The organism is Phycisphaerales bacterium (assembly GCA_016699835.1).
GTDB lineage: Bacteria > Planctomycetota > Phycisphaerae > Phycisphaerales > UBA1924.
This window is the reverse complement of sequence record CP064987.1, coordinates 1,692,535-1,718,906: the sequence shown is the minus strand read 5'-3', so window position 1 is coordinate 1,718,906 and position 26,372 is coordinate 1,692,535. Positions and strand designations below refer to the sequence as shown.

At 63.0% G+C, this 26,372-nt stretch carries 18 protein-coding genes; 7 read left to right on the top strand and 11 right to left on the bottom strand.

What is annotated here, in order from left to right; translation table 11 throughout:
• Positions 1–5 precede the first annotated feature (5 nt).
• Positions 6–1,847: a glycosyltransferase gene (locus IPK69_07195; GenBank protein ID QQS07799.1), complete on the top strand. Its 1,842-nt coding sequence runs from the start codon at positions 6–8 to the stop codon at positions 1,845–1,847.
• On the opposite strand, the gene IPK69_07190 is transcribed toward IPK69_07195, so the two are convergent.
• From IPK69_07190 to IPK69_07180, 3 genes are all read right to left on the bottom strand, one after another.
• The gene (locus IPK69_07190; GenBank protein ID QQS07798.1) at positions 1,804–3,057 is read right to left on the bottom strand and encodes a glycosyltransferase family 4 protein; all 1,254 of its coding nucleotides are present in this window, start codon (positions 3,055–3,057) and stop codon (positions 1,804–1,806) included. The genes IPK69_07195 and IPK69_07190 overlap by 44 nt on opposite strands.
• A 31-nt stretch (positions 3,058–3,088) precedes the next feature.
• On the bottom strand, positions 3,089–4,327 hold the full coding sequence (locus tag IPK69_07185; protein QQS07797.1) for an NAD-dependent epimerase/dehydratase family protein: 1,239 nt from the start codon (positions 4,325–4,327) through the stop codon (positions 3,089–3,091).
• Between the two features lie 296 nt (positions 4,328–4,623).
• A complete protein-coding gene (locus tag IPK69_07180; GenBank protein ID QQS07796.1) occupies positions 4,624–5,619 on the bottom strand; it encodes a GDP-L-fucose synthase in 996 nt (331 codons plus the stop codon).
• A gap of 20 nt (positions 5,620–5,639) precedes the next feature.
• Here IPK69_07180 and IPK69_07175 point away from each other — a divergent pair, with 20 nt between their 5' ends.
• The gene (locus IPK69_07175; GenBank protein QQS07795.1) at positions 5,640–6,305 is read left to right on the top strand and encodes a class I SAM-dependent methyltransferase; all 666 of its coding nucleotides are present in this window, start codon (positions 5,640–5,642) and stop codon (positions 6,303–6,305) included.
• 144 nt (positions 6,306–6,449) lie between these two features.
• Here the strand turns inward: IPK69_07175 and IPK69_07170 are convergent, their stop codons facing one another.
• The 4 genes from IPK69_07170 to IPK69_07155 form a co-directional block, all read right to left on the bottom strand.
• Positions 6,450–7,214, bottom strand: a complete 765-nt coding sequence (locus IPK69_07170) for a glycosyltransferase (GenBank protein QQS07794.1) — start codon at positions 7,212–7,214, stop codon at positions 6,450–6,452.
• A 408-nt stretch (positions 7,215–7,622) separates the two neighbouring features.
• Entirely contained in the window at positions 7,623–9,392 is a 1,770-nt protein-coding gene (locus IPK69_07165) for a hypothetical protein (protein QQS07793.1), read from the bottom strand.
• Between the two features lie 69 nt (positions 9,393–9,461).
• Positions 9,462–10,418 (bottom strand): ROK family protein, encoded by a 957-nt coding sequence (locus IPK69_07160; GenBank protein ID QQS07792.1) that lies wholly within the window; start codon positions 10,416–10,418, stop codon positions 9,462–9,464.
• A 64-nt stretch (positions 10,419–10,482) separates the two neighbouring features.
• Complete coding sequence (locus IPK69_07155; protein ID QQS07791.1) at positions 10,483–11,559, bottom strand: hypothetical protein; 1,077 nt, start codon at positions 11,557–11,559, stop codon at positions 10,483–10,485.
• 161 nt (positions 11,560–11,720) lie between these two features.
• Here IPK69_07155 and IPK69_07150 point away from each other — a divergent pair, with 161 nt between their 5' ends.
• The 3 genes from IPK69_07150 to IPK69_07140 all read left to right on the top strand — a co-directional run bounded on the left by IPK69_07150 (position 11,721) and on the right by IPK69_07140 (position 16,312).
• Positions 11,721–12,884 carry a Nif3-like dinuclear metal center hexameric protein gene (locus IPK69_07150; GenBank protein ID QQS07790.1) on the top strand — a complete coding sequence of 388 codons (1,164 nt, stop codon included), beginning with the start codon at positions 11,721–11,723 and terminating at the stop codon, positions 12,882–12,884.
• A 344-nt stretch (positions 12,885–13,228) separates the two neighbouring features.
• A complete protein-coding gene (locus tag IPK69_07145; GenBank protein ID QQS07789.1) occupies positions 13,229–13,912 on the top strand; it encodes a hypothetical protein in 684 nt (227 codons plus the stop codon).
• 510 nt (positions 13,913–14,422) lie between these two features.
• Positions 14,423–16,312 (top strand): NF038122 family metalloprotease, encoded by a 1,890-nt coding sequence (locus IPK69_07140; GenBank protein ID QQS07788.1) that lies wholly within the window; start codon positions 14,423–14,425, stop codon positions 16,310–16,312.
• Positions 16,313–17,779: 1,467 nt separating this feature from the next.
• Here IPK69_07140 and IPK69_07135 read toward each other — a convergent pair.
• Together IPK69_07135 and IPK69_07130 are read right to left on the bottom strand one after the other, a co-directional pair.
• Complete coding sequence (locus tag IPK69_07135) at positions 17,780–18,313, bottom strand: LEA type 2 family protein (GenBank protein QQS07787.1); 534 nt, start codon at positions 18,311–18,313, stop codon at positions 17,780–17,782.
• A gap of 31 nt (positions 18,314–18,344) precedes the next feature.
• The gene (locus IPK69_07130) at positions 18,345–18,788 is read right to left on the bottom strand and encodes a hypothetical protein (GenBank protein ID QQS07786.1); all 444 of its coding nucleotides are present in this window, start codon (positions 18,786–18,788) and stop codon (positions 18,345–18,347) included.
• A gap of 107 nt (positions 18,789–18,895) precedes the next feature.
• On the opposite strand from IPK69_07130, the gene IPK69_07125 reads away from it, so the two are divergent.
• Positions 18,896–23,260 carry a PQQ-binding-like beta-propeller repeat protein gene (locus tag IPK69_07125; protein QQS07785.1) on the top strand — a complete coding sequence of 1,455 codons (4,365 nt, stop codon included), beginning with the start codon at positions 18,896–18,898 and terminating at the stop codon, positions 23,258–23,260.
• Between the two features lie 6 nt (positions 23,261–23,266).
• Here the strand turns inward: IPK69_07125 and rpiB are convergent, their stop codons facing one another.
• On the bottom strand, positions 23,267–23,731 hold the full coding sequence (gene rpiB, locus IPK69_07120) for a ribose 5-phosphate isomerase B (GenBank protein ID QQS07784.1): 465 nt from the start codon (positions 23,729–23,731) through the stop codon (positions 23,267–23,269).
• Complete coding sequence (locus tag IPK69_07115; GenBank protein ID QQS07783.1) at positions 23,728–24,894, bottom strand: hypothetical protein; 1,167 nt, start codon at positions 24,892–24,894, stop codon at positions 23,728–23,730. Before IPK69_07115 ends, rpiB begins: the two co-directional genes overlap by 4 nt.
• A 342-nt stretch (positions 24,895–25,236) precedes the next feature.
• Here IPK69_07115 and IPK69_07110 point away from each other — a divergent pair, with 342 nt between their 5' ends.
• Positions 25,237–26,295: a prepilin-type N-terminal cleavage/methylation domain-containing protein gene (locus IPK69_07110; GenBank protein ID QQS07782.1), complete on the top strand. Its 1,059-nt coding sequence runs from the start codon at positions 25,237–25,239 to the stop codon at positions 26,293–26,295.
• The last annotated feature ends 77 nt before the right edge of the window (positions 26,296–26,372 follow it).

The window sequence follows — 26,372 nt, the reverse complement described above, 5'->3', positions numbered from 1 at the left end:
CGACGATGGAGGCATCAACATCTCCGACCCGCGACGGGCGAACGCCACCGAGCATCCTGATTCTGACTCGCAACGAGGAGGCGAACATCGCCTCGTGCATCGAGGCGTGCTCGTTCAGCGACGATGTCGTGGTGCTGGACAGCTACTCGACCGATCGAACCGTCGAGATCGCGAGGCGGTATGCTCACGTGAGGGTGTATCAGCGGCACTTTGACACCGAGTACCTCCAGCGAAACTTCGGTCTCAAGGAGATCGCGTACCACCACCCTTGGGTCTATGTGTGCGACGCGGACGAGCGGGTGCTCCCGGAGTTGCGCGAGGAGATACTTCGCGAGATCAACCGGACCGATCAGGAGCACTCGGCGTTTCGGCTGCGATACAAGAACATGTTCCTGGGCCAGTGGATCCGTCGATCGAGCGGATATCCCGTGTGGATCATCCGTCTTCTGCGTCCGGACAAGGTCCGGTACGAGATTCGTGCCACGAACGTGCACCCGATCGTGGAGGGGAGCGTCGGCACGCTCGACGAACATTTCGAGCACAACTCGTTCGCGTCGGGGCTGGTTCGGTGGTTTAACAAGCACAACTACTACAGCGATCGTGAGGCCTTCGAGGCGCTGCGCGTTCGGACGGAGGGTCTCCCGAAACTCCGCCAACTCTTCGTGGGCGATCCCATGGCGAAGCGGCGCGCCGCGAAGAATCTCAGTTTTCTCCTCCCTTTGCGGGGCGTGCTCCGCTGGCTGCACGACGTGATCCTCAAGGGTGGTTTCCTCGACGGCTGGGCGGGGATCCGGTATTCCACGATGATCTCGATGTACGAGTACTGGCTCGAGGTCAAGATCGCCGAGGCCCAGAGGAGGTGGCGAGAGGGAACGGAATGGTGGGTCCGTCGCCTGCTGCGAGAGCCCGGGGACACGCGACCCGATCCACCGCCAGTCGCGCCGAAGAGTTATCCGTGTCGAGAGGATGGCACGCCACTCATCGACGTCATGATTCCCACTCTGAATGAGTCGGCTCACATCGAAGAGGCCGTGAAGAATGCGCTCGGATTGGGCCCGGTGTACGTGCTCGATAGTTTCAGCACCGACGGAACCCAGGAGATCGCACGAAAGGCGGGCGCCACAGTCGTGGAGCATCGATTCGAGAACTATTCGCGGCAGAAGAACTGGGGTCTCGAGAACCTGCCGTTCCGTGGGGAGTGGGTGTTCATCCTCGATGCCGACGAGCGCGTCACGCCCGCGCTTCGAGATGAAGCGATCCGCGTCGCGAAGTCGGAGACGCGAAACTCGGGCTGGTTCGTGAATCGGATCGTCGTGTTCATGGGTCGACCGATCCGTTGGGGGGGGCTATATCCCTCGTGGAACTTGAGGTTCTTCAGGCGAGGCGCGTGCCGGTATGAGGACCGATCGGTTCATGAGCACATGATCTGCGACGGAGAGACGGGATACATGAAGCACCTGATGGTGCACATCCGGCGCGAGACCATCTCGGGGTATATCTCCAAGCACGTGAGGTACGCGGACATGGAAAGCGACGAGTGGTTGCGAACATCTCTGGGCCAGGGGGCCGGCGCCGCGCCCGCAAGGTTGTTTCGAGACCGGCTTCGATACCGTCAATGGGTTCGTCGTGAGGTCTGGCCGAGATTACCGGGGAAACCGGTCATTCGTTGGGTATACATGTATCTCCTGCGACTGGGGTTCCTCGATGGTCGCGCGGGGTGGCATCTCGCCGCATTGATGGCGTCCTATGAGTACATGATCGAGCTGCTCTATCGAGAGAAGCGATATTTTGCACGGAAACTCGTCAATCAGACGACGACGCCGGAGCAGGCGCCAGGTCGTGAGTGATGACATCGCAGAACTCACCACAGAGTTTGTCGCGGCCGAGATCGGTCGAAACCACTCTCGCTGCACGGTCGCCCATGGCATGGAGTTGGTCCGCGCTCATCTCCAGCATTGTTTGGAGTGTGCGTACGGCGCCATCAACGTCTCCGTGAGCCACATGCCAGCCGATGGAATGGGTAGCGATGAGATCGCTCACATGTGATGGACTCGGACCCAAGAGCAGTACGGGTCGAGAGACGGCCATGGCACCATAGACCTTGCACGGATGGACTATGCCCACCACCTCGTTGCCGATGCTGACGACATGGACATCGGCCGCAGAGAGCGAGTATTGGATCTGATCAAGGGGCTGATACGGAAGTGATCGCAGGTTGGACGCGTTGTGATCGCTTGCAATTCGCTCGTCAACCTCCTTCTTGCCACCACCGCCCCCGATGAACAAGAAGACAAGTCTGGGGTCATCACGGAGTCGTTCGGCGGCATCAAGAAGCGTCGTGAGCGGATTGGCCGGGCTGTGGTTGCCCGAGTACATGACGACAAACTTTCCTTCGAGATTGTGTGTGCTGCGAAACGGATTGACGGAGTGGGCGATGCTTCGGGTCCCTTCGTCGTGGGGCCAGGGCGGCGCGATCGTGGTCTTGCTCGCGACGTCGACGCCCTTCTTCTGGACTCGATCGAGCATGAATCGATCCATCATGACGATATTGGAGGCTTGTCGAAGGATGATGCGATTGAAGAGCTCGAAGACACGAACCGACACCTGGTCGGGGCGTGCCTTCCCGAGCGCGAGCATCTGGTCAGGGTTGAGATCCATGAGCCAATAGGTCACGGGGACCCGGCGAATCTTGCTGAGCCAGGCCCCGACGACGCCACAAAATGGAGGGCTGGTTGAGACGAGGATGCTCGCGAGGTTCCTGGTAAAGAGCCCTCGGACAAAGGCGAGCACCACGAAGATGGATTGGGCAAGCAGCCGCACGGTGATGCTGCCCTTTCCAAAGCTGGAGAATGGAAGCCTTCGGACATCGACGCCTCTGAGTGCCTCGCGGCGAGGATACTTCCTGGTGGGGTCGTCGTAACCGTTCGCCGAGGCGTACACGACAACGCGATAGCCCCGTCGTGCCAACTCTTCTGCGGCATCGGCGATGTGCTGTCCGACGCTCGCGGGGTCGGGAACGTAGACCTGGCTGATGATGAGGATGGTCGGAGGTGCCACGGGTCGATGCCGCCTCTGAGGCGTGTTCGCGTTATGCCTTTGCAGATTTCTTCGAGCCGGCCTTCGCGCTCACACCCTTGGACGAGCGACCCTTCGAACCACCTGCCTTCTTGCCATACCCCTCGGGGATGCCCTGGGTCCAGGTCTTCATGTTCCGGCTCTCGGGGTTGAAGCCGTCGCCGGGGATCGGGTGGCTGCCCTTGGTGAAGGTCGAGATGGAGGAGAGGTGCGCGGTCTTGGCGTTGTACTTCGCGACAAACTCGTCGTAGATCCAGCGATAGGTCCGCTCCATTCCGTCGCGGAGGCGTGTGGAGGGCTCCCAGCCGAGATACTGGTTGATTTTGGTGTTGTCGCTGTTGCGCCCCGCGACGCCCTTGGGCGCGTCGAGTTTGTAGTGACGCTTCAGTTTGATCCCGGCGACTTCCTCGGCGATGGAGACGAGTTGGTTGATGCTGACGAGTTCGCTGCTGCCGAGATTGATCGGCTCAAGGATCTGGCTGTGCGTGATCATGTTGATCCCGCGGACGCAGTCGTCCACGTACATGAACGAGCGGGTCTGCTTCCCGTCGCCCCAGATCTCGATGTCGTGCTTCCCGGAGACCTTGGCGGCAATGACCTTTCGGCAGATGGCGGCCGGGGCCTTCTCGCGCCCGCCCTCCCACGTGCCCTCGGGCCCGTAGACGTTGTGGAAGCGGGCGACGCGGGTGTTGATCCCGAAGTCCTCTCGGAAGTGGCGGCACATGCGCTCGGAGAAGAGTTTCTCCCAGCCGTAGCCGTCCTCGGGAAGGCCCGGGTACGCGTCGGCCTCCTTGAGCGCGGTGATCTTGGGGTTCTTCTGCTTGTCGGCGTTGTAGACGCAGGCGCTGCTGGCGTAGAAGAACCGCTTCACCCCCGCCTCCTGAGCGGCGAGCAGCATGTGCGTGTTCGTCAGCACGCTGAGCATGCAGAGCGCCTTGTTGTTCTCGATGAAGCCCATGCCGCCCATGTCGGCGGCGAGTTGGTAGACCTCGTCGGCGCCGTCGCAGATCTTCCGGCAGACCTTGAAGTCGCGGCAATCGCCACGGAGCGGGCCGGCGTGGTTCGTGACGCCGCGGTGCACCTGGTACCACTCCTCGAGCGGCTTGATGTCGGCGGCCCGGACGTCCTTGACGCCCATGTCCCTGAAAAAGGCGACAAGGTGCCCGCCGATGAACCCACCGGCGCCGGTGACGACGATGGAGGAGTTCTTGTTGATTTTGACGCCGCCGGCCAGGGAACGATCGACCGCCATGTGCTCATCTCGCTTTCAAAGACGTGCTGTCAAAGTCGTGGGCCTGAGGGAGCCCCGACGCGGAACCAGTACCGCCGTGCCGTCACACGGGTTCGCGAGCCGTGAGAGCGTCTCGCGGGACCGAAATGATAGCGGGACGGTGCAAAAACAGGCCGAGAACTTCGGTTCAGGGCCCGAGAATTGAGGTCATCCTGCATCGGCGGTTTGGTCGGGGCACTGAAACGCGAGTCGGGGAAACCGCGGAGTCGAACATCGCCCGATCAGGCGGAACGGTGGGCATGGAATCTGCGCGGATCTCATTGGGCGTGCTGGCGATACCAGTCGATGGTCCGTTTCAGGCCTTCCTCGAAGTCCATTTGGGCCTTGAATCCGAGCAGGCGCTGGGCTTTCGACGTATCGAGGCAGCGTCGGGGCTGCCCGTCGGGCTTGGTCGAGTCCCACTCGATTGCCCCCTTGAAGCCCGTGAGTTTCACGATGAGTTCCACGAGGTCCTTGATCGTGATCTCGAACCCGGCGCCGAGATTGATCGGTGTCGGATCGTCCATTACCTCGGCCGCCCGCACGATTCCCTCGGCGGCATCATCGACATATAGAAACTCGCGGCTGGCGCTCCCCGTCCCCCAGCAGACGATCTTCGGATCGCCGCGGCGCTGGGCCTCGACGCACTTGCGGATGAGCGCGGGGATCACATGGCTGGAGTTGAGATCGAAGTTGTCCCAGGGTCCGTAGAGATTCACCGGGAGCACGTACGCCGAGCGCATGCGGTACTGGAGTTTGTACGCATCGAGCATCTGCCACGCGGCCTTCTTCGCCACGCCGTAGGGCGCGTTGGTCTCTTCCGGATAGCCATTCCACAGGTTGTCCTCGTGGAAGGGGACGGGCGTGAACTTGGGATAGGCGCAGATGGTCCCGACCTGGACGAACTTGCCGCCGCGCTCGATCAGCCCGTCAATCCGCGCCTGCTCGATCAGATGCAGGGCCATGGCCATGTTGGCGTAGAAGTAGCGTCCGGGGTTCTCGCGGTTGGCGCCGATGCCGCCGACTTCCGCCGCCATGTGGATGACGAGGTCGGGCTTGTGGGGCGCGAAAGCTTCCCTATAGAGGCGGGCGACATCGGTGGTGTTGGTCAGGTCATAGTGTCGCCGACGGGGGATGAAGATATTGGCCTCGGGCACGCCGCGGGCCTTGAGGCGGTCCACGACAAAGCGCCCGAGGAAGCCGGCACCGCCGGTGAGGATGATCCTAGCGTTCCTTCTCGAATCCAAGGTCACTCGAAGTCCTCCAAGAGTCATATGGGACAGGAGTTTAGCGCGTGAAAGACATTCTCCGGTACATTCGCCTCGGCTCGTGGATGAGGCTCTCGCGTCTGGGAGAGCGAATCGGCTGGGAATGGCTTATGTATAACCCTGGGGTCTTCGAGCATTTTCATCAAGGCGCCACGGCCGCTGCACCCCACCTCGCCGACGCGGTTCTCGGTGAGATTCCGGGAATCTCGTCGCTCGTCGACGTCGGCTGCGGCACCGGGGCGATGGCCGCGGAGTTCAAGAGGCGCGGAGTCCGCGTTCTGGGCTTGGAGCACAACGCGAAGGGTCGGCGGTGGGCCGATCGCGCCGGGGTTCCAGTCAGGCCTTTCGATCTGCGAGTGGAGGGCGGCCTGTCGCCCGCCGACGGTCCCTTTGACCTGGCGATGTCGACCGAAGTGGCGGAACACCTTCCCGAATCGCTCGCCGATCGATTCGTGGACTATCTCGTGTCCTGCGATGCGGCGCACGTGCTACTCACCGCCGCACATCCAGGACAGGGTGGCACGGGTCACATCAACGAGCAGCCCCAGTCGTACTGGATCGAGAAGTTTCGATCCCGAGGTTGGTCGCACGATCCGGAACTCTCGGGAAGGGTTTCGGCTCGACTTGAGAGTCTGCCAATGTCGAAGTTTCTCGCCACGAATCTGATGATGTTCCAACGTCCACAGACCTGATCGTCGGTAGGCGAGTTTCGATGGAACTCAGAGATGTGGCGGGGACACTCCCCAAAGATCGAAAGAGAGCATACAGATCGCTCGGGAGGGATTCACGCGCGACACGACCGGTGAGAATCTCCGAAACACCCCACCACAATCCCTTCAGGGTGGCCCGGACATATCGGGTGCGAATGCCATGGCGTAACAGCAGGAGGCTGCTCGCGAACGTGCGTGCGACGGCGTGGAAAGGCCCAGGGTGTATCGCCAGTTGAAGTGGAGCACGTTTCTCGCGTTGTGACGGATCTGCCGCGACAGGTCGCGCTTGGGCGACTCGAAATGGTGGATCTCATCCGAACGCCCGCATCGCACGACGTACCCCGCGGCGAGGGCTCGAATGCAAAGATCACCCTCTTCTCCCTGATGCACAAGCGACTGTCGGAAACCGCCAAGAGCAAGGAAGACGTCGCGTCGGAGCGCCTGGGCCGTTCCCTTGAACCGATCGAGGATCCATATCGAGTGATCGTCCGGTGAGCGCTGTTTCACGCTCGTGTCCTGGTAGGTCATGTCACGAAACGGAACACCGACCGCGGCGATCCGAGGGTGGTCAAAGTCGAGCAACGTCTGTGCGACCACGCGAGGTGTCGCGAACAGAGCGTCGTCGTCGATGATGACCACGATCGGTGCGCGAGCCATCTCCACGCCACGATTCCGGTGCCCCATGTATCCTTCGGGAGTCGAGGAGGTCACCAGTCGGACACCGGGGAACCGGGCTCGAACGCGATCGCTCGTGCCGTCGGTCGACGCGTCATCGATCACGATGACCTCGACATCGCCCTCTTGGGCGTTCGAGGACTCGATCGCTTTTTCGAGTTCCGGCCAACGATTGCGTGTAACGATGACAATGCTCGCGTCGGGGCGGTGCCTCATTAGTGGGTGCTCGACTGGAAGAGGGATTGCGGATGTACGACCGGAATTCCAATATACCGCAACTCTCTCTCGTCACCAAGTAGTTGTGTATTGAAGTCATTCAAAATTGTTCGGGATAGAAATCACTGGGGGACACGGACTTACGATCGCCGTGTTCGAGACATCCGCGCCTGCGACAAATTGGTTCGACAGTTGCTCAAGCGTGGATGTGTTCAAGTCGTGTACGGCGTGGCTACGGAATGAGTTTCGACATCGCTCAATGGAGGCATTCCGAACGAAACCCAATCCAAACTCGATCTATGCCGATGAATCTTTGGTCTCGTGGGCGTTCTCAAATCCAATGTTGTGGGTGTTGAATCGCGGGTTCTACGTAGTGACGCCTTTGAGCACGGTCTGGATCGCGTTGTATCACGCTGAATCATCGAGCCACGAATGGCGAACCTGTTCGATCCACGCGGTGGCATAGTGGACGTGGGATGGATGTTGTGTTCGAGCGTCGCTCGAATGAGTCGGCTGATGTCTGTGGAGCACAAGTCTCTCCCCGGACAAGATTCGTGTAACGCAATGAACGACCCTGTCCGGGGAGTGAGTGACGAATATCCGGCCGGGTTCGTCGGCACCGATGCTCGCCCCCACTCGACCCGCGTGCCGATCGCCCGCGAGGGTGATCACGGGCACGCCCATGAGCAGCGCCTCACACGTCGTAGTCGTGCCGGCATACGGGAACGTGTCGAGGGCGATGTCGATCCTCGAATAGGTATCGAGATGCTCACGGACCGTGGGTGCGGGCGGAAGGAGATCCACACGGTATGGATCGAGGCCGGCTCGAATGAGGCGATTCGAGACGTCAACTCGGCAGGATGCCTGACGCAGGCCAGGGTTCTTGAGCACGAGTCTCGAGTTCGGGACGGCGTTGAGCACCCTCGCCCACACGGCCAAGACCTCGTCATTGGTCTTCGCGAGGGCGTTGAATGAGCCGAACGTGATGCCGTCGCCTGTCGCGCGTTCGCGACGCGCTATCGGTATATTCCTGGGAGGCTGGTACGTCAGAAAGCATGGATCGAGTCGCAGCACACGGTCGTCTGTGCCCGGCGGGTCGGTGATCGAGTCTCCAATCCGTGCGTGCACGCGTGGAATGCCCGTCGACGCCGGATAGCCGAGGTATGAGAGGCAATGGTGGGCCGGGGCCTGCGCGAGGAGATCGGGGCGTGAACCGGCGGTCAGGCCCGAGATGTCGACGAGCACATCGATGCGTGCGGCATGGATCATGGAAAGGGCCTGCTCGGTCGGCACACGCGACAGATCGACCCACTCGGTCGCGAGTTCACGGAATCGGAGCGTTGTCGCGTCATGCTTTCGAGTGATGGAGAGGAGAACGATGTCGAACCGATCCTTGTCGAGCCCCTCGAGCAGCGGCAGGAGAAAGTACGAGACCGAGTGCTCGAAGAAGTCGGCCGAGAGGAAACCCAGGCGGCGTGGCGTGTCGGGACGCGGGTGGGCGGGACGCATCGACGGCTGGCCTTGTGCGAGCAGCGTGCCGAAGCGGGTGTGGGCATCGCGCACATCCTTCGGCGTCATCGATGGCACATAGTTCGTGATAAACGCGTGGAGTTGGGCGAGCGGGACCGAGTCAGGGTCCGCGTCGACCGCCTCGCGGATGTGGCCGAGCGCTTCTTCAGCGCGCCCGAGTTTCAACGTGGCGGAGGCGCGCGCGTGCATGGCCGCGATATTTACGGGGTCGAGATCGAGCATGTGGCGTGTCGTCGCGATCGCTTCGACCAGTCGATCAGTGTGCAACTGGAGCATGAGCAGATCGTGCGCGCCTTGGATCGAGCGCTCGGCCTCAGGCGTGAGCACGCCGATCGCGTCGTCGATGCTCCCCATCGCCACCAGCACGCGCGCGAGGCGGGCGTGGCTTCCCTCGTGACCCAGGTCTCGTGCCATCGTTGCGGGCGCGAGCGCCCCGTCGGCATCGCCTCGCGCCATGGCCACATCGACGCTCGTCGCTAGTACATCGGGATGGGCGGGAACACGAGCCTTCACGGACGCGAGGAGCCGATCGGCGCCGGCAAGATCACCCCGACTCAGCGCCGCCCTGGAGGCCTGAACGGCTTGGGCTAAGGCCGGAGGGAGCGGCGTGGGATTCTGGGACTTGCTCGTGTTCTTCTTCGGCGGCATTCCCTGGATCATTCGGGACCGCCACGACCGACGCCGGATGTACAAAGCGTCACAGCGTCTGAAAATGGATCACGATCGATCCATCGCGAGCATGGCCGCCCCGTACACCCCGGCGTTGTCCTCGAGCGTGCTCGCGACGACATCCACTTTTCGGCAGGCCTCGGGGAAGGCGGTCTTCCGCGCCATGCGCTGCACACGCTCGACATAGGCCTTGCCGATCGCCTCGGTCAGGCCGCCGCCCAGCACGACCCTCGGCAAGGAGAGCAGCGTCACGACATTCGCGATCGCGATCCCCAGAAGGTCGGCCGACTCATCCACGACCTCGACGACGAGCGCATCCCCCTCGCGATATGCCTTGCCGATGGTGCGGCTCTTGATGCGTTCGGTGTCGCCCTCAACCTCGGCCATGATCTTCGACTTGCGGTTCGACTGGATGAGTCGCACGAGGCGATCGACGACGGCCGTGCGCGAGCAGTTGTGCTCGAGCGACCGATGCCCCGCGAGCGCGCCGGGAAGAGCGATCGTGTGCCCGATCTCGCCCGCGGAGAAGAACGTCCCTTCGTACAACTTGCCATTCAGGATCAGCCCGCCACCGATCCCCGTTCCCACCCACACGCCAAGTAGGTCGTCCACACCCTTGCCCGCGCCCATGCGGTGCTCGCCGACCACGGCGACGTTCACGTCGTTGTCCACGAAGACCGGCACTTTGAGTTGCTTGGTCAGCAGTTGCGCCAAGGGGACTTCCGTCCAGCGGAGGTTGACGGCCTCGAGCACAAGTCCCTTGTACGGATCCACGGCTCCCGGGGCGCCGATCCCCAGTCCGCCGAGATCCCCCACCGAGACCTTCGCCGCGGCACACGCTTCCTGCGTCGCCTCGACGATCCGCGAGAGCACGCCCTCCACGCCCTCCTCGGCCTTGGTCTTCTTCTTGGAGGAGCCGAGGAGTTTGAAGTCGGGCGAGACCACGCCGATCTGCATGTTCGTGCCGCCGAGGTCGATGCCGACGAAGGGTTTCTTGGGGGGCATGTCGCGTGTGAACCTTGATGAGGCGTGCGGGGCGAGAGTGGTGATTCGTTCGCTTGCTGATGCTCTATCGGGACTGTACGGGACGGGCGACATGGGCCTGTCGCGCAGGAGCGAGTCGCGAGCGGACCAGGGCGCATCCCGCGCACCATGTTCCATCGGCCGACGCCGCCATCGACTCCAGCGCCCGCCGGAGGCGTTCCTCGACCTTGGGTGCCCGATCGGCATCCGTCAGGAAGAAGAGCGTGCTCCCGCTCCCGCTGAGATGGGCGTCGAGGCGTGTCGCCCGCGAGAGTTCCGTCGCGAGGCGCCCCAATCTCGGCTCCACGCGGACCGCCGCCTGGAAGAGGTCGTTCCCCAGCAGCCCATCACGAATCGTGTCGCCCTGGGCCTTGCCGATCCGCCGCGCGACGAGGTCCGGGTTCACGGCAGCCGGGTTGTATGACGGGCCATGCTCCATGCGTTTCCTCGAGACGCGCTCCGCGAGCAGCACGTCGAACGCGCCATAGACGGCCTTCGTCTCGCACGAGAACGGCGGGATGACGAGGATCAGTTCCTTGGTGACCGCCTCCACGCGCTCGACCTGCTCGCCCAGGCCGCTCACGAGCGCCGGGCGCGGCGGCGCATCCTCCTCGCTCTCGCCATCGATGAAGAACGCCACGTCGGACCCCACGCCCATCGCCACCGAGCACAACTCGTCATTGTCGAGATCAAGATGGAACGCGTCACGGAGCGCCATCAGAGTGCTCGCCGCATCGGACGATCCGCCCCCCAGCCCGCCGCCGACGGGAATGCGCTTCGTGACGCGGATCGCTGCGGGGAGCGACCGCCCGAGTTTCGCCTCAAGGGCCTTGTGAGCTTTCACGCACAAATCACGCTCGTCGGGCCAGTCGATAAGCGTCGGTCGCGGCGCATTCCCCGCCCAGTCGCACTCGAACGTGAATGCCCCGCCAGGCGTCACCACCACGTCGTCCCACACCTCGATCGCCGACATCCACGACGCGATCTTGTGATACCCCGCGACGTTCCGACCCTCGTGGGTCGCGTCCTCGCCCTCGGGCGGGCCCACGAACAGGCACAAGTTCACCTTCGCATACGCCCGGCGAGACACGGCACGCGGACTCAAAGCGTTGGGCGTCGTCATGCGCGATCGTACACCGCACGCACAGGCCCTCGAATGAATCTCCTCCAACTCGTGGCTCAGGTGTCCCGCCGGTGCCTACTCCTCCCAGTAAGCCCACTCCATCGGCGCACTAAACTCCCACCGGTCGCGCGGCCTGCCCTTGCCGCGTTGGAGAGCCCCCTATGAACGTCGCCGATCTCGTCAGCGCCCTTAATCGCCTCGCCCCGCTCGAGTTCGCCGAGAGTTGGGACAAGGTCGGCCTGCTCGCGGGCGACAGTTCGCGTGAGATCAAGGGGCCCGTCCTCCTCGCGATTGACCTCACCGAAGCCGTCCTCGACGAGGCGATCAAGGCCAAGGCGTCGGCCATCATCGCCTACCACCCGCCGATCTTCGAGCCGCTCTCCCGCGTCACCAGCGCCACGCCCCGCCAGCGCGTCATCTTCCGCGCCATCGAGGCCGGCATCGCCATCTATTCGCCGCACACCGCGCTCGACGCCGTGAAGGGCGGCATCACCGACTGGCTCTGCGAGGGGATCTCGGGCTCTTCGAGCGAGGGGAAGATCGCGGGCGACTGCCGGGCCCTCTCGCCCCACGCCCATCGCCGACGGACGCAGGAGGTCAAGATCGTGACCTTCGTCCCCACCGCCGACGCCGACCGCATCCGCAACGCCCTCGCCTCCGCCGGCGCGGGGATCATCGGCAACTACCAGTTGTGCTCCTTCGCCAGCGAGGGCACGGGTACCTTCCTCGCGGGTGATGGTGCCAAGCCGACCGTCGGCCGCCCCGGCCAGATCGAGAGTGTCCGTGAGATGAGGCTGGAGATGGTCTGCTCGCGCTCCGCCCTCGCCCTGGCGATCGAGACCCTCCGCCAGTTCCACCCGTATGAGGAGCCGCCGATCGATGTCTTTGATCTCGAACCGGTCCCCACGCGCAGCGCCGGTGCCGGTCGGCGACTGGTCCTCGATCGCCCCGCCACGGTGCGCGAACTCGCCGAGCGACTCAAGACCTTCCTCAAGCGTGACCGCGTCCGCTACGCCCTCGCCGAGCGTGGCCCAGATGGTGAGCCGCACGACCCGCCCCTCACCCACGTCGGCGTGGTCCCCGGCGCGGGTGAGTCCCTCTCCAGGCTCGCCAGGGCCGAGCAGTGCCAGGTCTTCGTCACAGGCGAGATGAAGCACCACGAGGTCCTGGGCGCCCTCAACGCCGGCATGAGCGTGATCCTCGGCGGGCACACCCCCACCGAACGTGGCTACCTCTCAAGATACTCGCTGCAAATCCAGCGAGAACTCCCCGGCCTCCACACGATCGTTAGCAAGGCGGATCGGGATGTGCTGATCTCGTTGTGATTCACAAGGAGGGCTGAATGGGTCGATATGTCCTTGTGATGCAAGCGAATCGATCTTTCAGTGGGGTCGTCATTTCGATCGGCGCGATTGTCCTTGCAATTGCAACAGTCCTGTCCGCATGCAGCCGGTCCGCTCAACACGTTGGTACACCGAAGAATGATCGAGTGGCGATTCCCGCACTCCAAGGCGAACGACACGGACACACCATCGAGCGAGTTGGGTCCACACTCGTCTGCATCGGTGGATTTGGTGACCCAGGGGCGCCCGATCGTGAGACTCGCCAGACATGGATGCTGGACCTTGAGGCCAGTCGCCCGCAATGGACTCGCGGCCCGGATCTCGCAATGGGAAAGACGTTCTCCGCCTCGGCGGTCGTGGATGGCGTCGTCTACGCGATCGGACCGGGAGGAGTCGAACGTCTGACAGGAGATGCGACACGCTGGGAGCGTGTGTACGAGGGCGATGCGTTTCCTGTCTCACATACAAGCGCGGGTGCTGTCGATTCTTTGATCTATGTCATCGGCGGGTATCCGGCCGAGCGAGGACGGGCCGTCGCCTTCGACACCAGAACAAATCGCGTCGTCGAGGTGCCCGACATCCCAGGGGCCAAGCCGGGCGACCACTTCCGCATCGTGGCGGTCCTTATGAATGAACTGCACGTCATCGGCGGATACGACGGTGAGCGGTTCGTGCCACTGAATCAGCATTGGGTGCTACGTGGATCGGAATGGTCCGAATCGACACGCACACCGGAACCAGTCTGGGCCAAGTTCTCGGTGCACGCAACTGTCGGGGATCGCTTGTACATCTTCTCCGAAGGTCCAAGCCTGTGTTACCACGCTTCTACAAACACGTGGCACGCGGTCGAGCCATGCCCCGCGCGACTACTCGTGATGCCTGGATCGATCGTCTTGGGGACCAAAATCGTGGTGATCGGCGGTGTCCTCTCCGACGGAACACCAAACGGAGTTCTCGTTTATGACTGCGAATCAAACTCGTGGAGCGGCCCGGGTGTTCTACTCGAATAATTGTGAAACGCTTCCCTGCACCTCAAACCCCACACTCGGCATCCACAACCCCGAGTCCTCCAGCACGCTCACCAAAGGCCCAGGCGGCGTGTCCGGCCAGATCACGCAATAGATTGCGCAACAAGCCCAGTTTCCACTTGCGTCGGCGGTCTCGACTTTGTAGCATCAAATGGCTGCCCCATCAGATGGATAAGTCAGCATGTGCATATAGATTCTTGCGGATTCCTGGTCTCACACTCACCACCGTTGGAGATGACATTGAACATTACCCGCACACCCGCACACCCGCACACCCGCACACCCGCACACCCGCACACCCGCACACCCGCACACCCGCACACCCGCACACCCGCACACCCGCACACCCGCACACCCGCACACCCGCACACCCGCACACCCGCACACCCGCACACCCGAAACATGCCGGTCATTCTCGTGGCCGGACTCGGGATGCTCATGCATGACGTGACGAAAGCCCAAGATACTGGCCCGGAGAGGAGTTCGGGAGGGTTGTCGGCCATCACCACAGTTCCCGAGTCGATTCTCTTCGATCGTGCCACGGGCAAGTCCGAACTCGTGCTACGCGAAATCGTGCCGACAACTCTGGAAGTGCTGCGCGAGAGACTGCCGGATGCCATCCCGGTGTATTCAAAGGAAGCAGACGGCGCTGTCCATCAGGGCATCCGTTTCTGCAACACTGCTAGCGCTCCGAACAGATCGCCACGTCTCTGGTGCCCCGCGATGGTGGTGATCTCGCCCGACGGCGTATGGTCGATCGACGACATGGTGTGGGGCATGGTGGACGGCGTGGTGATGCCCGGCGACTGCGTCGAGATCGCTGGAGGCGAGGATGCGAGACTGATGGTCGCCCGCGACCGTTCGCTCGACATGCTCGAACCGCTCAAGCGTCAGATCACACCACGCGCACCAAGTTTCACAGTCGATTACAACTCGCAGTTCGCGCCCGCGGAGTTTGTTGGTCATGATGCAGAAGTTATCGCCGCGATCGAGCGGGCCCTGGATGTGTACCGCTCAATTCTGATGAGTGAGGATTTTCAGGTCACTGTGCAAATCCGCTGGGCGACCCTCGATGAAAATGTCTTGATGCAAACATCAAATCTCGTAAGAGACTTTCGTCCGTGGAGCGGGCTGACAGGAGTCAGGATTCAGTTTGTCGCAGACTCATTCTTCGACGATGAGACCTTTGAAACAAACATCATTGACACGTTGCCGATGGGGCCAACAGTACCATATCGATGGGGCGCGAATGGCAGTACTCAAACATCGTCAATATGTTTGAGTGTTCCACTTCTCAAGAAATGGTACGGTTCGGCTTCAAACGATCCAATACATATTGAAATCAACAATACTCTCAGGCCGATCAACGAGCATATGCCACAGGGACCTAGGAGACGATGGAGGCTAGACGAGCGGATTGGACCAGGTATTTCAAATGAGGAATACGACTTTGTTGGCGCAATAGTACACGAGTTGGGACATGGGCTCGGGTTTTGGTCGGAGCTCGAGCCGGCGCAAGACTCGTTCTATAACTTCATTTCGAACTGGGACATCTTTCGAATGCCGGCGACGCTCGCACCAATTGGTGCAAGCACGTTTGAAACAACCCCTCGAGAGTTGCGTCCGTCAGAAGATGCAGTGGGCGTGACAGGATTCGGTACGACTCAATATCAGTACTTTGTATCACGGGGTGCGGTGACAGAAGGGGACGGAAATGGCGCAGCACACTGGCGAGATGCTGGCAGTGCGCCCATTGGGATCATGAGGCCCGGCTTGGCAAGTGGTGAGAGCCTTCTGGTGAATGGAGCGTATCTTCAAGAGTCTGATATACGCGCGTTCGACATTATGGGATTCAATATCCTCCAGAGCAATGTACAACCACCAGCGGCGCCTGTGATACCTGTAACACCAGGCCAAGGCGCGATGTTACGTCCTGGCGATGTTTTGTTTGAGTGGCAGCCAGCGTTTGGCGCTGTTAGTTACGGCGTGGTGCTCTTGGACTTGGGGCAGAGTGGCACCAGTGATCCCGTTGTGGTGCATTCACAGTTGTCAATCACAGAGACAACTTACGTAGTAACACAGAGCACATTTACGCCAGGCCATGTGTATCTGTGGCGCCAGTTCTCAAACAATACGAGGGGATTCGCCACTGTTGAACGACAGTATAGCGTGGCGTGCTGGGCCGATGTCGACGACGGCTCAGGGACGGGCGTCCCCGATGGCGGGGTACTGATCGATGATTTGCTCTATTATAACACTATATACATGGCTGGATTATCAGAGGCAGACCTGGACGATGGCTCCGGCCAGGGAGTTCCTGACGGCGGGGTCACGGTTGACGATTTTTTATTCTACCTTAGCCGGTTCACGTCTGGCTGCTGATTACAGTCAAGACAAACTAGTGTTTCGCGGACAATGGACGCCATCCGTAAACGTTCCAGTCCGCTTGTAAATACACACGCAAAGCCACGGTTTGCGGATCGGCTCTGGCGCATTGAGCAGGTAGGAGTTGAGAATGTTGAAATCGCACCCGAGGCGACTGTATTGTGGATGCGTGGCAAGTGCAACACCTCTTGTTCTGATCGTATCCGGGTGTAGCTCCGACGGCACGTATTCAGTGCAAAGACCGACAAGCGTGCAAATCGACATGGGTACAGGAGAGTGGTCGGTTCACGTTGACGATGAAGTAATATCTATGGCTGAATTGCCACATGTTGTTCCGATTCAATCGCGACTAACTAACGGGACTGTGTATGATGGCATATATCCCGAGCCGGGATCAAATGGAGCTGCGGCGATCGCAATCGACATGTCAGATAATATGAACGTAAGAATAAGAGTACCGAGATATTGCGAGTATATCGGCTCGTCATGGAAAATCACTGAGTATCGTAGTGCTTATATCAGCATTAGCGGCAAAGAGTGGAAGGTCGCGAAGTTTGTCCCGCTGGAAGCCTGCGTTTCTGTTCGGCGTCCCGGGTCGGCAAAGCCGACAACGAGCGGCAGTATTGAAGGCGAAAAGTTACAATTATGACACGTTTCACAGACACATACTGCGTGATCGGTAACCGTATGTGATATCATGTGTAATATCGCTACTGCGCATTGTGCACTTGGTGTCCCCCCATCTCAAGCTCCACGCTTGGCATCCACAGCCTGATGGGGGAGTTGCGATCGATGACTATCTGTTCTACCTTGACCACTTTGGTGTGGGGTGCTGATGTTCCATAGTGCGTTATCCAGATCCGCAGGATTCGCATGTGGACATGGGGTCGCCGTATGAACAATACCTACTCCAATGCGTTGATGAATGCTGGCACGTTGCGACGTCTATTGGTGTGTGTTCTATTTGCAACAATGCTCAGCTGTAGTTCATATGAGTCAAAGATGTACCAGCCCCCGTGTTGTGTTGTGTACGATATGCAAGCCGCAGAGTGGTCCGTGCAACTGTCGGCAGAGCAAGTGTCTTGGGCCAACTTGCCGAACGCCGTTCCGATTCGGACGCGATTGACGAATGGGAGCGTGGTTGACGGTATTCTGTCCGAGTCTGGTACACCCGGGTCGATGTCGCTTGGTTTGTATGATGAAGATAGAGCCGGTGTACGGATACGCCTCCCTCACTACTGCGAGAAATCGGGCTCGTCATGGACAATTGCGGACTACCGCACGGCACATCTGAGCGTAACTGGGAAGAAGTGGCGAGAAGGGAACATGAACCCACTCAGAGCTTGGGTCTTTCTTCGTCGGCCTGGTGGAGATCGACCCGATTCAATTGCCCTGGTCGAGGGGGAAGGACTGAAAAGGTAATGTCGTAATAGGTCATGTCATGACCGGGATGGTGGCCTCTCGTTATTGGCCGCCCTTGTTTCCTTCTATATCAAACCCCACACTCGGCATCCACAGCCCCGAGTCCTCCAGCACGCTGACCAATGGCCCCGGCGGCGTGTACTGCACATGGCCCGTCGCGCGGTAGGGGATGTCCAAGGCCCTGGCGGCGGATGAGCCATCGGATGCCGTGCCGGCTTCATCTGATGCGCCGGCCACGACCTTGGAACCCAGTCGCTCCCATTCCTCGCGCGTCAGGGCGACGGGGAGGATGATCTCGTGCCGCCCGAATCGGCGGAGCGTGGCCTGGGCCGAGCGTGTGCCCTTGAAGACGCGCGTGTCGCCGAGGGCGACCTCATAGTGCACATCGCCCAGGGGCAGGGCGTCGCGATTGGGGTTCTCGGCCAGGACCACGAGGTTCAGGACCACACCCTGGTCGGTCTGGGTGCCGAGTTCGAGACGACCCGTCGAGACGCGGGGCGTCGTCCCCGAGCAGCCGCCAAGCACGACCGCCATCGACACAAGAACAACGCCAGGGAGATTTCGCTGCGCGCGCATGGGCGAGTGTACCCCGCGCGAGAGTCCCGGCTCATTCAACGGTCATCAGCACCCAGCGCGGGTCATCCGCCGCCATAGGCCCAGAGCCGGGCATGTCCATCGTCGGGAGTTCCGACGCGTACAGCCCCCAGCGAACGACCAGGCTCGCCATCACGAGGAAGACGGCGACCGAGGTGTACTGGGCGACTCGACGCGCGCGCAACGCGTACAGGATCAGGATCCCCGTCCCCATCGTACAGACCTTGAACAGAGTCAACAACACCGGCGAGTTCTGGCTCATGACCAGTCGTGCCAGAGGGTTGGATTCGGCCAGGCCCACCGAGGTGGCGTAATGGAGCGTGAGTTCCAGGTCGATGAGTCCGAGAATCGTGCTCAAGGCCAGGAGCAGGACACACAGGCGCGCTCCAGGCGTGCTGCCGCGGGTGAGGCGCTGGAGGAAGGGAATCCGGGCAGGTTCGGCACAGACGCGATCCATGCGAGTCGATACATCGGTTGCGGGGGGGCGGGACACGAGCCGGGATGCTCGTAGAGTTGGTTTGGTCGTCCTCCCGGCCGCCACAGGCGGCATGCCCGGAGAAGTTCATGAGACGCGGTCTGGACATCAAGGCGATTTTCACGACTTTGGCCACGGTGTTCTCGGTCGTGGGCCCGTCATCGTCGGCGCAAGCCCAGTTTGTGGGCGGGATGCCCGAGGACGACCAGGTCATCATCGCGTATCCGGATGACTCGGTGCTGGCCCGCGAGAGCCTGGCGCGTTTGCAGGAGTTGGCGGCGGCCCAGGTGTGGGGCGAGGCCGTGCGGAACGTACAGTCGCTCCTCGACACCGAGGGCGACCGGATGATCGAGGCCGAAGGGGAGACGGACCTGATGCTGCCGGTGCGCGCGCGCGTGCACGAGGTGCTGCTCACGCAGCCGGCGCTCCTGGAGCGATATCGCGCCGCCCAGAGCGTGGCGGCAGAGGAGTTGCTGAAGCGCGGCGATCTGGAAACGGTCGAGCGTTCGTATCTCTTGACGCCGGCGGGATTGACAGCGGCGTTGCGACTCGCCCAGGCCAACATCGAACACGCCCGGTTCCATGCCGCGGCAAGGATTCTGGAATCGCTCGATCGGCACCCGGACCGATTGGCGTCGGCGACGGATGCCGAGGCGAGCGCGCGCGTCGCTGCGCTTCTGGCGCGGTATCTGCGTGATGATCGGACACTCCAGTTGGCCACGCGCTTCGCGGGCGACGCGCAGCGCCTGGGCAAGGTTGTCGAGATTCCCGATCGGGCGACGGTGCTTCCGGAACTGCCCCGGCCGGTGACGGTGTATGGCTCGCAGGCGGCGGTGGACGTGTCGCGGGTCTCCCCCGAGCCGCTCGAGGCGGTTTCGTTGGCCTCGAACGCGCCGGCCTTTGATGCGATTCCCGAGGCCGACCCGTGGCGGCGATCGATCGTGCTCCCGGTCGTTGTTGGGAACGTTGTCTATGTCAACGACGGGGAGACATTCAAGGCTCTGGACCGCGAGACGCTGGCGGTCCGCTGGGAGACGCGGCCCGAGTGGGGCGGGCCGAAGTCCAATTCGATGGACAACATCTATCGCTCCTTCCGCGACACGATCGAGGACCCGGCGACGGTGGCGTTCTCGGGAACGGCGCGCGGCGGGGTGGTGGTGGGGACGACGGGTTTCGCGCGGGGTGGGTTTCGCAGCGGCGATCCGCGCGTGCACGCGCTCGATGCCGCCACGGGGCGCGTGCTGTGGTCGGTGGACGCGGCGTGGCTGGACCCAAGTCTGAACACGGGGAGCGTGCGCGGGCCTGCCGTGATCGATGGCGACACGGTGGTGGTGGCGCTGAGCAAATCGGCGTCGGTGAGCACGCGCGTGGGAAGCCTGTACATGGTCGGGCTGGACCTGTACAGCGGCGAGATGCGGTGGATGCGACTGCTGGGGAGCACGGGCCTCCTGCCCTGGGGTGGGGCAGCGAGACGTGCGGACGCGAGCGTGGTCCATGAGGGCGTCGTGTATCGTGCCGACGATTTCGGATTGATCGGGGCGTATGAGACGACGAACGGGCGGCCATTGTGGGTCAGACGGATGAACGCGAAACGGCCGCGGCGGACGATGATGGCGCAGCGCGTGGCGGCGGACCCGGCGTTTAGTGCGGTCGTGCCGGTGATCGTGGGTGGGGATCTCTTCATCCTCGAGCCGGGCGACGCGAAGGTGCTCAGGATCGACGCCCGGACGGGCGAGCGATCGGGGGCTCGCGACGCGTCGGCGTTCAACTCGCCGGTGTATCTCCTTTCGTGCGGGTCAACACTTATCGGCGTGGGGCGGTCGCGATTGGCGTTCGTGGACACGAGCGACTTTGTGAACGGCACGATCCGGCTCTCGCCCTCGATTGGTGATCCGCAAACGAGCGTGCGGGACCAGACGATCCTCGGTCGCGTGGTGGCGGCGGGGTCTCGCGTGCTCGTGCCGATCGCGTCGGGGTTCAGCCTGGTCGATCCCCAGGATCCCGCGTCGGTCGAGGGCGTGGCGATGGAGGGGTCGGGGAACACGATCTGTGTGGGCGGGCAGGTGATCGCGGCGGACTCGGCGAGCCTCCGAACGTACGCGCCGTGGGAACGGGCGCGCGAGTCGCTGCTGGCGCGGATCGCGTCGGCCCCGGATGACGCGACGCTGACGATGACGTTCGTGCAACTGGCTCATCGCGCGGGACACACCGACGAGATCGGGGAGATGCTGGACCGAACTCTGGCGCGGATCGAGCCGTGGAGCGCCGATTCGACGGGGGTGCGGTCGCGGCTCTTCACGCTGCTGCACGGGATCGTGCGGGACCTGCGGGAGGCGGCCCTCCCGGCGGAGACTGGCGCGGCGCATCCGGCGCGTCGGGCGAGCGCTTCGATCGAGACGATCGAGCGGGTGGAGTCGGCGATGTCCCGGTGTGCCGAGACGAGCGCGCAGCGGGCGACGATGTTCATGGAGATCGGGCACCTGCACGAGGCGAGGCAGGAGGACCAGCGGGCGCTACGGGCGTACCAGGAGATCTTTGCGGACGCGCAGATGTCGTCGGTCGTGCCGCTCCCGCCGCCGATGGAGCCTGGCGAGACGCTCGACGCGGCTGGCGAGATGGAGCGTACGGCCCGCGACACGCGTTCGCAGGCGCTCTCGCGGACGGAGGAGATCCTGCGTCGGCGCGGGATTGTGGACTACAAGGCGTTCGACATGGAGGCGTCGGCGATGTTGGCGCTCGGGGCGGAGGCTGACGAGCGGACGCTCGAGGATGTTGCGCGGCGGTATCCCTTCGCGACCTCTTCGATCGAGGCGTGGCGCTCGGTGGGTCGGATCCGTGGCGAGCGTGGCGATGCCGGCGGATCGTCGCGGGCGCTGGCCTCGGGCGTGCGGACGGCCCGCGCGAGGGCGGCCGCGGGCGACGCGGATGTTCACGGTGTGCTCGTGCAGGACACGCTGGCGTTGGTGTCGGCGCTGGAGGGGATGGGGCGGACCTCGGAGGCGTATCGAACGCTGCGCGGGGTGGTCGAGTGGACCACGCCGGAGCAGGAGGCGCCGATCCGATCGAGGCTCGGCGAGTTGCGAGCGACGCTCGAGTTGACATCCGGGCGCGCGACGATCGGGATGTCGATCGATCCCGCGGGCGAGCCGCAGGTCCTGACGGGGTGGGAGGTGATGGAGCCTCTGACGCCCGCGGGGCCCGGGACGCCGACGGACGTGGTGATGATGCAGTCGCCGGCGACGAGGCGTGTGGCGCTGTTCGGGGTCGACGCGACGACGGGCCGACTGGGCGAGATCTGGACGCGACCGTTCGAGTCGCTGCCGCCTTCGACACTCGCGGTGAATCTCGACCGGACGTATCTGTTCTGGTCGAGCGCCGATGGCGGATTGGTGGAGGCGATCGACAACGCGACGGGGAAGACCTCGTGGCGATCGCCGGCGTTCGGGGCTGTCTTCGGGCCCGACCAGCCGGCGCGGTTCCCGGCGACGACGCAACTGCAGACTCCGGCCTCGGGGGACGTGCGCTTCGGCGACCTGGTGGTGGCGCTCGATGACCAGACGGTGATCCTCGTGGAGCGAGGCGGACGAGCGGCGGCGTTCGACGCCGAACGTGGCGAGGTGCTGTGGAAGCGGCTCCTCGATATGCAGCAGGTCTTTGACGTGGCCGGTGGCGGCACCCAGGTGATGATCGCCGGGGCGACGGTCGTGAGTGCCGAGCGCGTGCGCCGGCCCGATGACACGAGCCTGGTGCCGCTGATCCTCGTCCTCGACAAGCGGACGGGCACGACAACGCTCTCGTTTGGCGGATCAAACGCGGAGCAGACCCGCGAACTTGGGCAGTATGTCCGCTGGGTGCGGGCGACGCGGGACGCGCGGTTTGTGGTAGGCGTGAACGACGCGATGCTGCTCATCGAGCCCGGGCAGAGCGATCCGGTCTGGGTGACGCGTCCGTTGGGGCTTGTCGTGCCGGCGTTGGCGGCGATCGGGAATGGAAACGTCGTCGTGCTCGACGACACGCGCACGCCCTGGGTGTACTCGCTGAAGGACGGCTCGCCCGCGCCGGGGCGGGTGGATCCGGGCGGGAACGGATTGACCTATCCGTTGCGGCTGGCGCGCGTGGCGTCGGGCGTGGTGATCGGCTCGACGAGTGGGTTCATGACGATCGATGCCACGGGCACACGTATCGGCGCCGACGGGCTCCCGCGGGACACGTTCGCGCTCCCGCCGGTTGTGGGCGAGAACGCGGTGGTCGGCGTGTCGGCGTTGGAGCGTCGATCGCCCCAGGCGACCGGGGGCGAGGTGGTGACGGTGTACGTGATGGAGCCGTCAACGGGTCGTGTGGTGGACAGGCGTCAGGTGGAGTTGGCGGGCGAGCCGCGCTCGGTGGCGATGGTGGACGGGCACGTGGTCCTCTCGATCGACAACGCGAGCGTGGTGCTAGGCACGCGGCCTTAGCCCGAGTTATTCCTTGATCGTCGCGGGATCGAGACCCTGCTCGATAGCGGCGATCTTGCGGACACGGCGCGCGTGGCGTCCGCCCTCGAAGGGCGTCTTCAGCCAGACGTCCACGATCTTCTCGATGAGGCGTTGCCCGAGGAGGTCGGCGGAGAGGCAGAGGACGTTGGCGTTGTTGTGGCTCTTGCTGAGTTGGGCGGTGAGTTCGTCGTGGGCGACGGCGGCGCGCACGCCATGGACCTTGTTGGCGGCGATGGACATGCCCACGCCCGTGCCACAGATGAGGATGCCGGCGTCCTGCGAGCCGTCTGCGACCTGGTGCCCGACCTTGAAGGCGGGTTCGGGATAGTCGCAGGCCAGGCCTGTGCAGGGTTCCAGGACGTGGACGCTGTGGCCCTCGAGTTTGAGGCGCTCGCCGAGGGAACGGATGGCGTCGATGCCGCGGTGGTCAGCCCCCAGGATGATCTTCATGGCGTTTGTCCTCGTCGTGTGGTCGTGGGGCGTTCGGAGGGTTCGAGGCGGTCGGGGTCGAGTTGATCGATCTCGGCGAATCGGTGTCGGATCAGTTCGTGCAGGCGGTCGGCCGTTGTTTCGTACAGAGCGAGCGGTCCCCCGATGGGGTCGGGGATGTCCTTCCCCTCTGGATCAAGTGTAAACACGCGGTCGTCGGCGGTGGGGTCGAGTTCGTGGATGGCGCGGGCGTGTCCGCGGGTCATGGCGAGGATGACGTCGGCGCCGCGGATCATCTCGCGTGTGAGGTGGGTCGAGCCTTGGAAATGGTCGCGGATGCCGCGGTTGGCGAGGGCCTTGGCGGCTTCGGGAGACATGTCCGAGCCGTCGACGGCGGCGATGCCGGCGGATTGGATGACAGTCGAGAGCGTCGGCGGCGATAGGTGAAGTTCGTGGCGGGCGAGGAGTTCGGCCATGGGACTGCGGCAGGTATTCCCCGTGCAAACGAAGAGGATCGTGCGGCCGAGGGCGGCCTTGACCTCGGATTCGGAGATGGTCGAGGCGCGGGTCACGTAGTAGCCGCCGTTCTTGAGGAGGCGAATGGTGGTGGGGGCCTTGGCAAGTGTCGTGGGCCCAGCGTCGGCGATGGCGGCGACTTCGGCCTTTGTGGGAGGTCGCGTGGCGTCGCCAAGGCCGAGTTGGTCGATGGGAATGAAGGCGAGGGGGGTGCCCACCGCTTCGACGATCTTGTGGGAATACGGCCAGGCGGGGACCATGAAGGCGACCAGGCCATCGGCGTGAAAGGGGCCGGTCGGGATGCCGGCGATGGAGTCGGGTGAGTGATCGTGGAGTTCGAGGATGAATCGGACGCCTCGTGAGGCGAGTTTGGCGACGGCCCGGCGCTGGACCGGTGACGTGAGTCGAACAGCGGCCTGGACCACCTGAATGCTGGGCGCCAACCACGTCGCGGGTGGTTCGTTCGGTGCGGGATTGATGGGTTGTGGGTTGTGGAGCGTTGGATGGTCTATGGCGAGTTCGTGGGTGGGCATCCAGACGACGCCGTAGTGGCACTCGGTGGGAAGAACGACGCGATTGCCATGTTTGAGCATGTCGGCGATTCGCTCGACATTGGCGTACTGGTCGTCGAGGGGGTTGTCTCGGAGGAAGATGACGAGTGGCATCATGGTCTCTGGGGCGGGTGTCCTGCAACCGACGGGACGAAGGGTGGTACGAGATGTTGTCTCGTCTGACCTCGGCAGTTGAACGATGGACGGTTCAAGAGGCGAAGATTGGGGTGATGTTCGTTATCTGTTTGACTCGGAGCCGGCCGAACTCTGTGTTATGCTTCGGAACGTCCGAAGAAACTTGGGAGTGTACCTGGACGAACAGTCTGTAGAGAGTTTGGGACTAGGGGGGGCAAAAGGGATGGTCTTTGTCGGGGTGAGGTTGGGGATTGAACAAGAGAAACATCCGCACCGGCGGGCTTGCCCAATGTGTGCGACGAGACGATGAAGAAGGAGTTGGCGATGTCAATGAAGAGCAGCATGGACCGGGCGTCGGTCGTTTCGCGGGGCTTGGCGGGACGCCGAGCGTTCACGGTGATCGAGGTGCTGGTGGTGATCGCCGTCATCGCGCTGATCATATCGATCGTGGTGCCGACGCTGGGTCGGGTGCGGGACGCGGCGAAGAAGACGGACACACTGGCGACGTGCAATGGGCTCTCGCAGGCGATCACGTCTTTTCGAAATGACAACCGGCGCCTGCCGGGGCTGCACCCGATCGCGAACCTGGCGACAACGAACAGTCTGACGACCCCCAACGGCATGACCGCTCTGGAAAACGCGATGGTCGAGTTGGTGGGCATGAAGACCCAGGCGACCGGCGGCGCGGGATTCACCTCGATTCCCAGCCCGCTCGGCGGCGGGGCGCCGCCGACCTATGTGGGTCTCACGACGCGGACGGGGACTGGGTACTTTGTGCCCTCGCAGAAGCAGTTCGCGAATAGCGTGGGCTCGCCCATCCAGGAGTTGGTCGATTCGTTCGGGCAGCCCATCTTGCTCTGGCAGGAAGACGATGCGGCGGTCGGCCGAATCACGGCTGACGGCATTGGCGGACCACGGATCGCGGGCTTGATCGCGGACCCGAGCAACCCGACGAGTCGGGCGAAGTTCTATCTCGTTTCGAACTCTTCGGCATTGAACTCGGTTTCGTTCGGGGCGCAAGGGACCAACGTGAAGGACGATTGCTTCCTCGGGCTTGGCGGCGTGGTCGGCCCTCGACAGGAGGCGGCGCTTGCCGCGCTCATGGGGAGCCCGGCGTATCCCAGCAATCTCCAGGCGCCGGTGGATCAGATCTACGCGACCGAAACGCGAGGCTCGTATGCCGTGCACTCGGGGGGTCGCGACGGGCTGTTCCTGGGGAACAAGGACAAGGGCGGCGCGGTCGCGGGCGGTTCGGGCGGCACCCTTCGATATGGGCACAACTTCAAGAACAACGCGGGCGACAACATCTCGGTCGGGCCCGATGGCAAGACGCCGTTCGACGTGATCGCCGGGTTCGACGATATCGTGGTCTACGGCAACTAACGCCCTCAATGACGTGTAATTCGAGATCCATGTGACCGGCGCGGCGCTCGAGCGTCGCGCCGGTTGTTGTTTGGTGG

Bases quoted from the DNA above. Each gene is read 5' to 3' on its own strand.
- IPK69_07185 (QQS07797.1), bottom strand. From the start codon at position 4,327: ATGGCGGTCGATCGTTCCCTGGCCGGCGGCGTCAAAATCAACAAGAAC.
- IPK69_07145 (QQS07789.1), top strand. From the start codon at position 13,229: ATGGGAAAGACGTTCTCCGCCTCGGCGGTCGTGGATGGCGTCGTCTAC.
- IPK69_07125 (QQS07785.1), top strand. From the start codon at position 18,896: ATGAGACGCGGTCTGGACATCAAGGCGATTTTCACGACTTTGGCCACG.
- IPK69_07130 (QQS07786.1), bottom strand. From the start codon at position 18,788: ATGGATCGCGTCTGTGCCGAACCTGCCCGGATTCCCTTCCTCCAGCGC.
- IPK69_07155 (QQS07791.1), bottom strand. From the start codon at position 11,559: ATGACGACGCCCAACGCTTTGAGTCCGCGTGCCGTGTCTCGCCGGGCG.
- IPK69_07165 (QQS07793.1), bottom strand. From the start codon at position 9,392: ATGCCGCCGAAGAAGAACACGAGCAAGTCCCAGAATCCCACGCCGCTC.
- IPK69_07115 (QQS07783.1), bottom strand. From the start codon at position 24,894: ATGATGCCACTCGTCATCTTCCTCCGAGACAACCCCCTCGACGACCAG.
- IPK69_07160 (QQS07792.1), bottom strand. From the start codon at position 10,418: ATGCCCCCCAAGAAACCCTTCGTCGGCATCGACCTCGGCGGCACGAAC.
- IPK69_07150 (QQS07790.1), top strand. From the start codon at position 11,721: ATGAACGTCGCCGATCTCGTCAGCGCCCTTAATCGCCTCGCCCCGCTC.
- IPK69_07180 (QQS07796.1), bottom strand. From the start codon at position 5,619: ATGACTCTTGGAGGACTTCGAGTGACCTTGGATTCGAGAAGGAACGCT.
- IPK69_07170 (QQS07794.1), bottom strand. From the start codon at position 7,214: ATGAGGCACCGCCCCGACGCGAGCATTGTCATCGTTACACGCAATCGT.
- IPK69_07135 (QQS07787.1), bottom strand. From the start codon at position 18,313: ATGCGCGCGCAGCGAAATCTCCCTGGCGTTGTTCTTGTGTCGATGGCG.
- IPK69_07110 (QQS07782.1), top strand. From the start codon at position 25,237: ATGTCAATGAAGAGCAGCATGGACCGGGCGTCGGTCGTTTCGCGGGGC.
- IPK69_07195 (QQS07799.1), top strand. From the start codon at position 6: ATGGAGGCATCAACATCTCCGACCCGCGACGGGCGAACGCCACCGAGC.
- rpiB (QQS07784.1), bottom strand. From the start codon at position 23,731: ATGAAGATCATCCTGGGGGCTGACCACCGCGGCATCGACGCCATCCGT.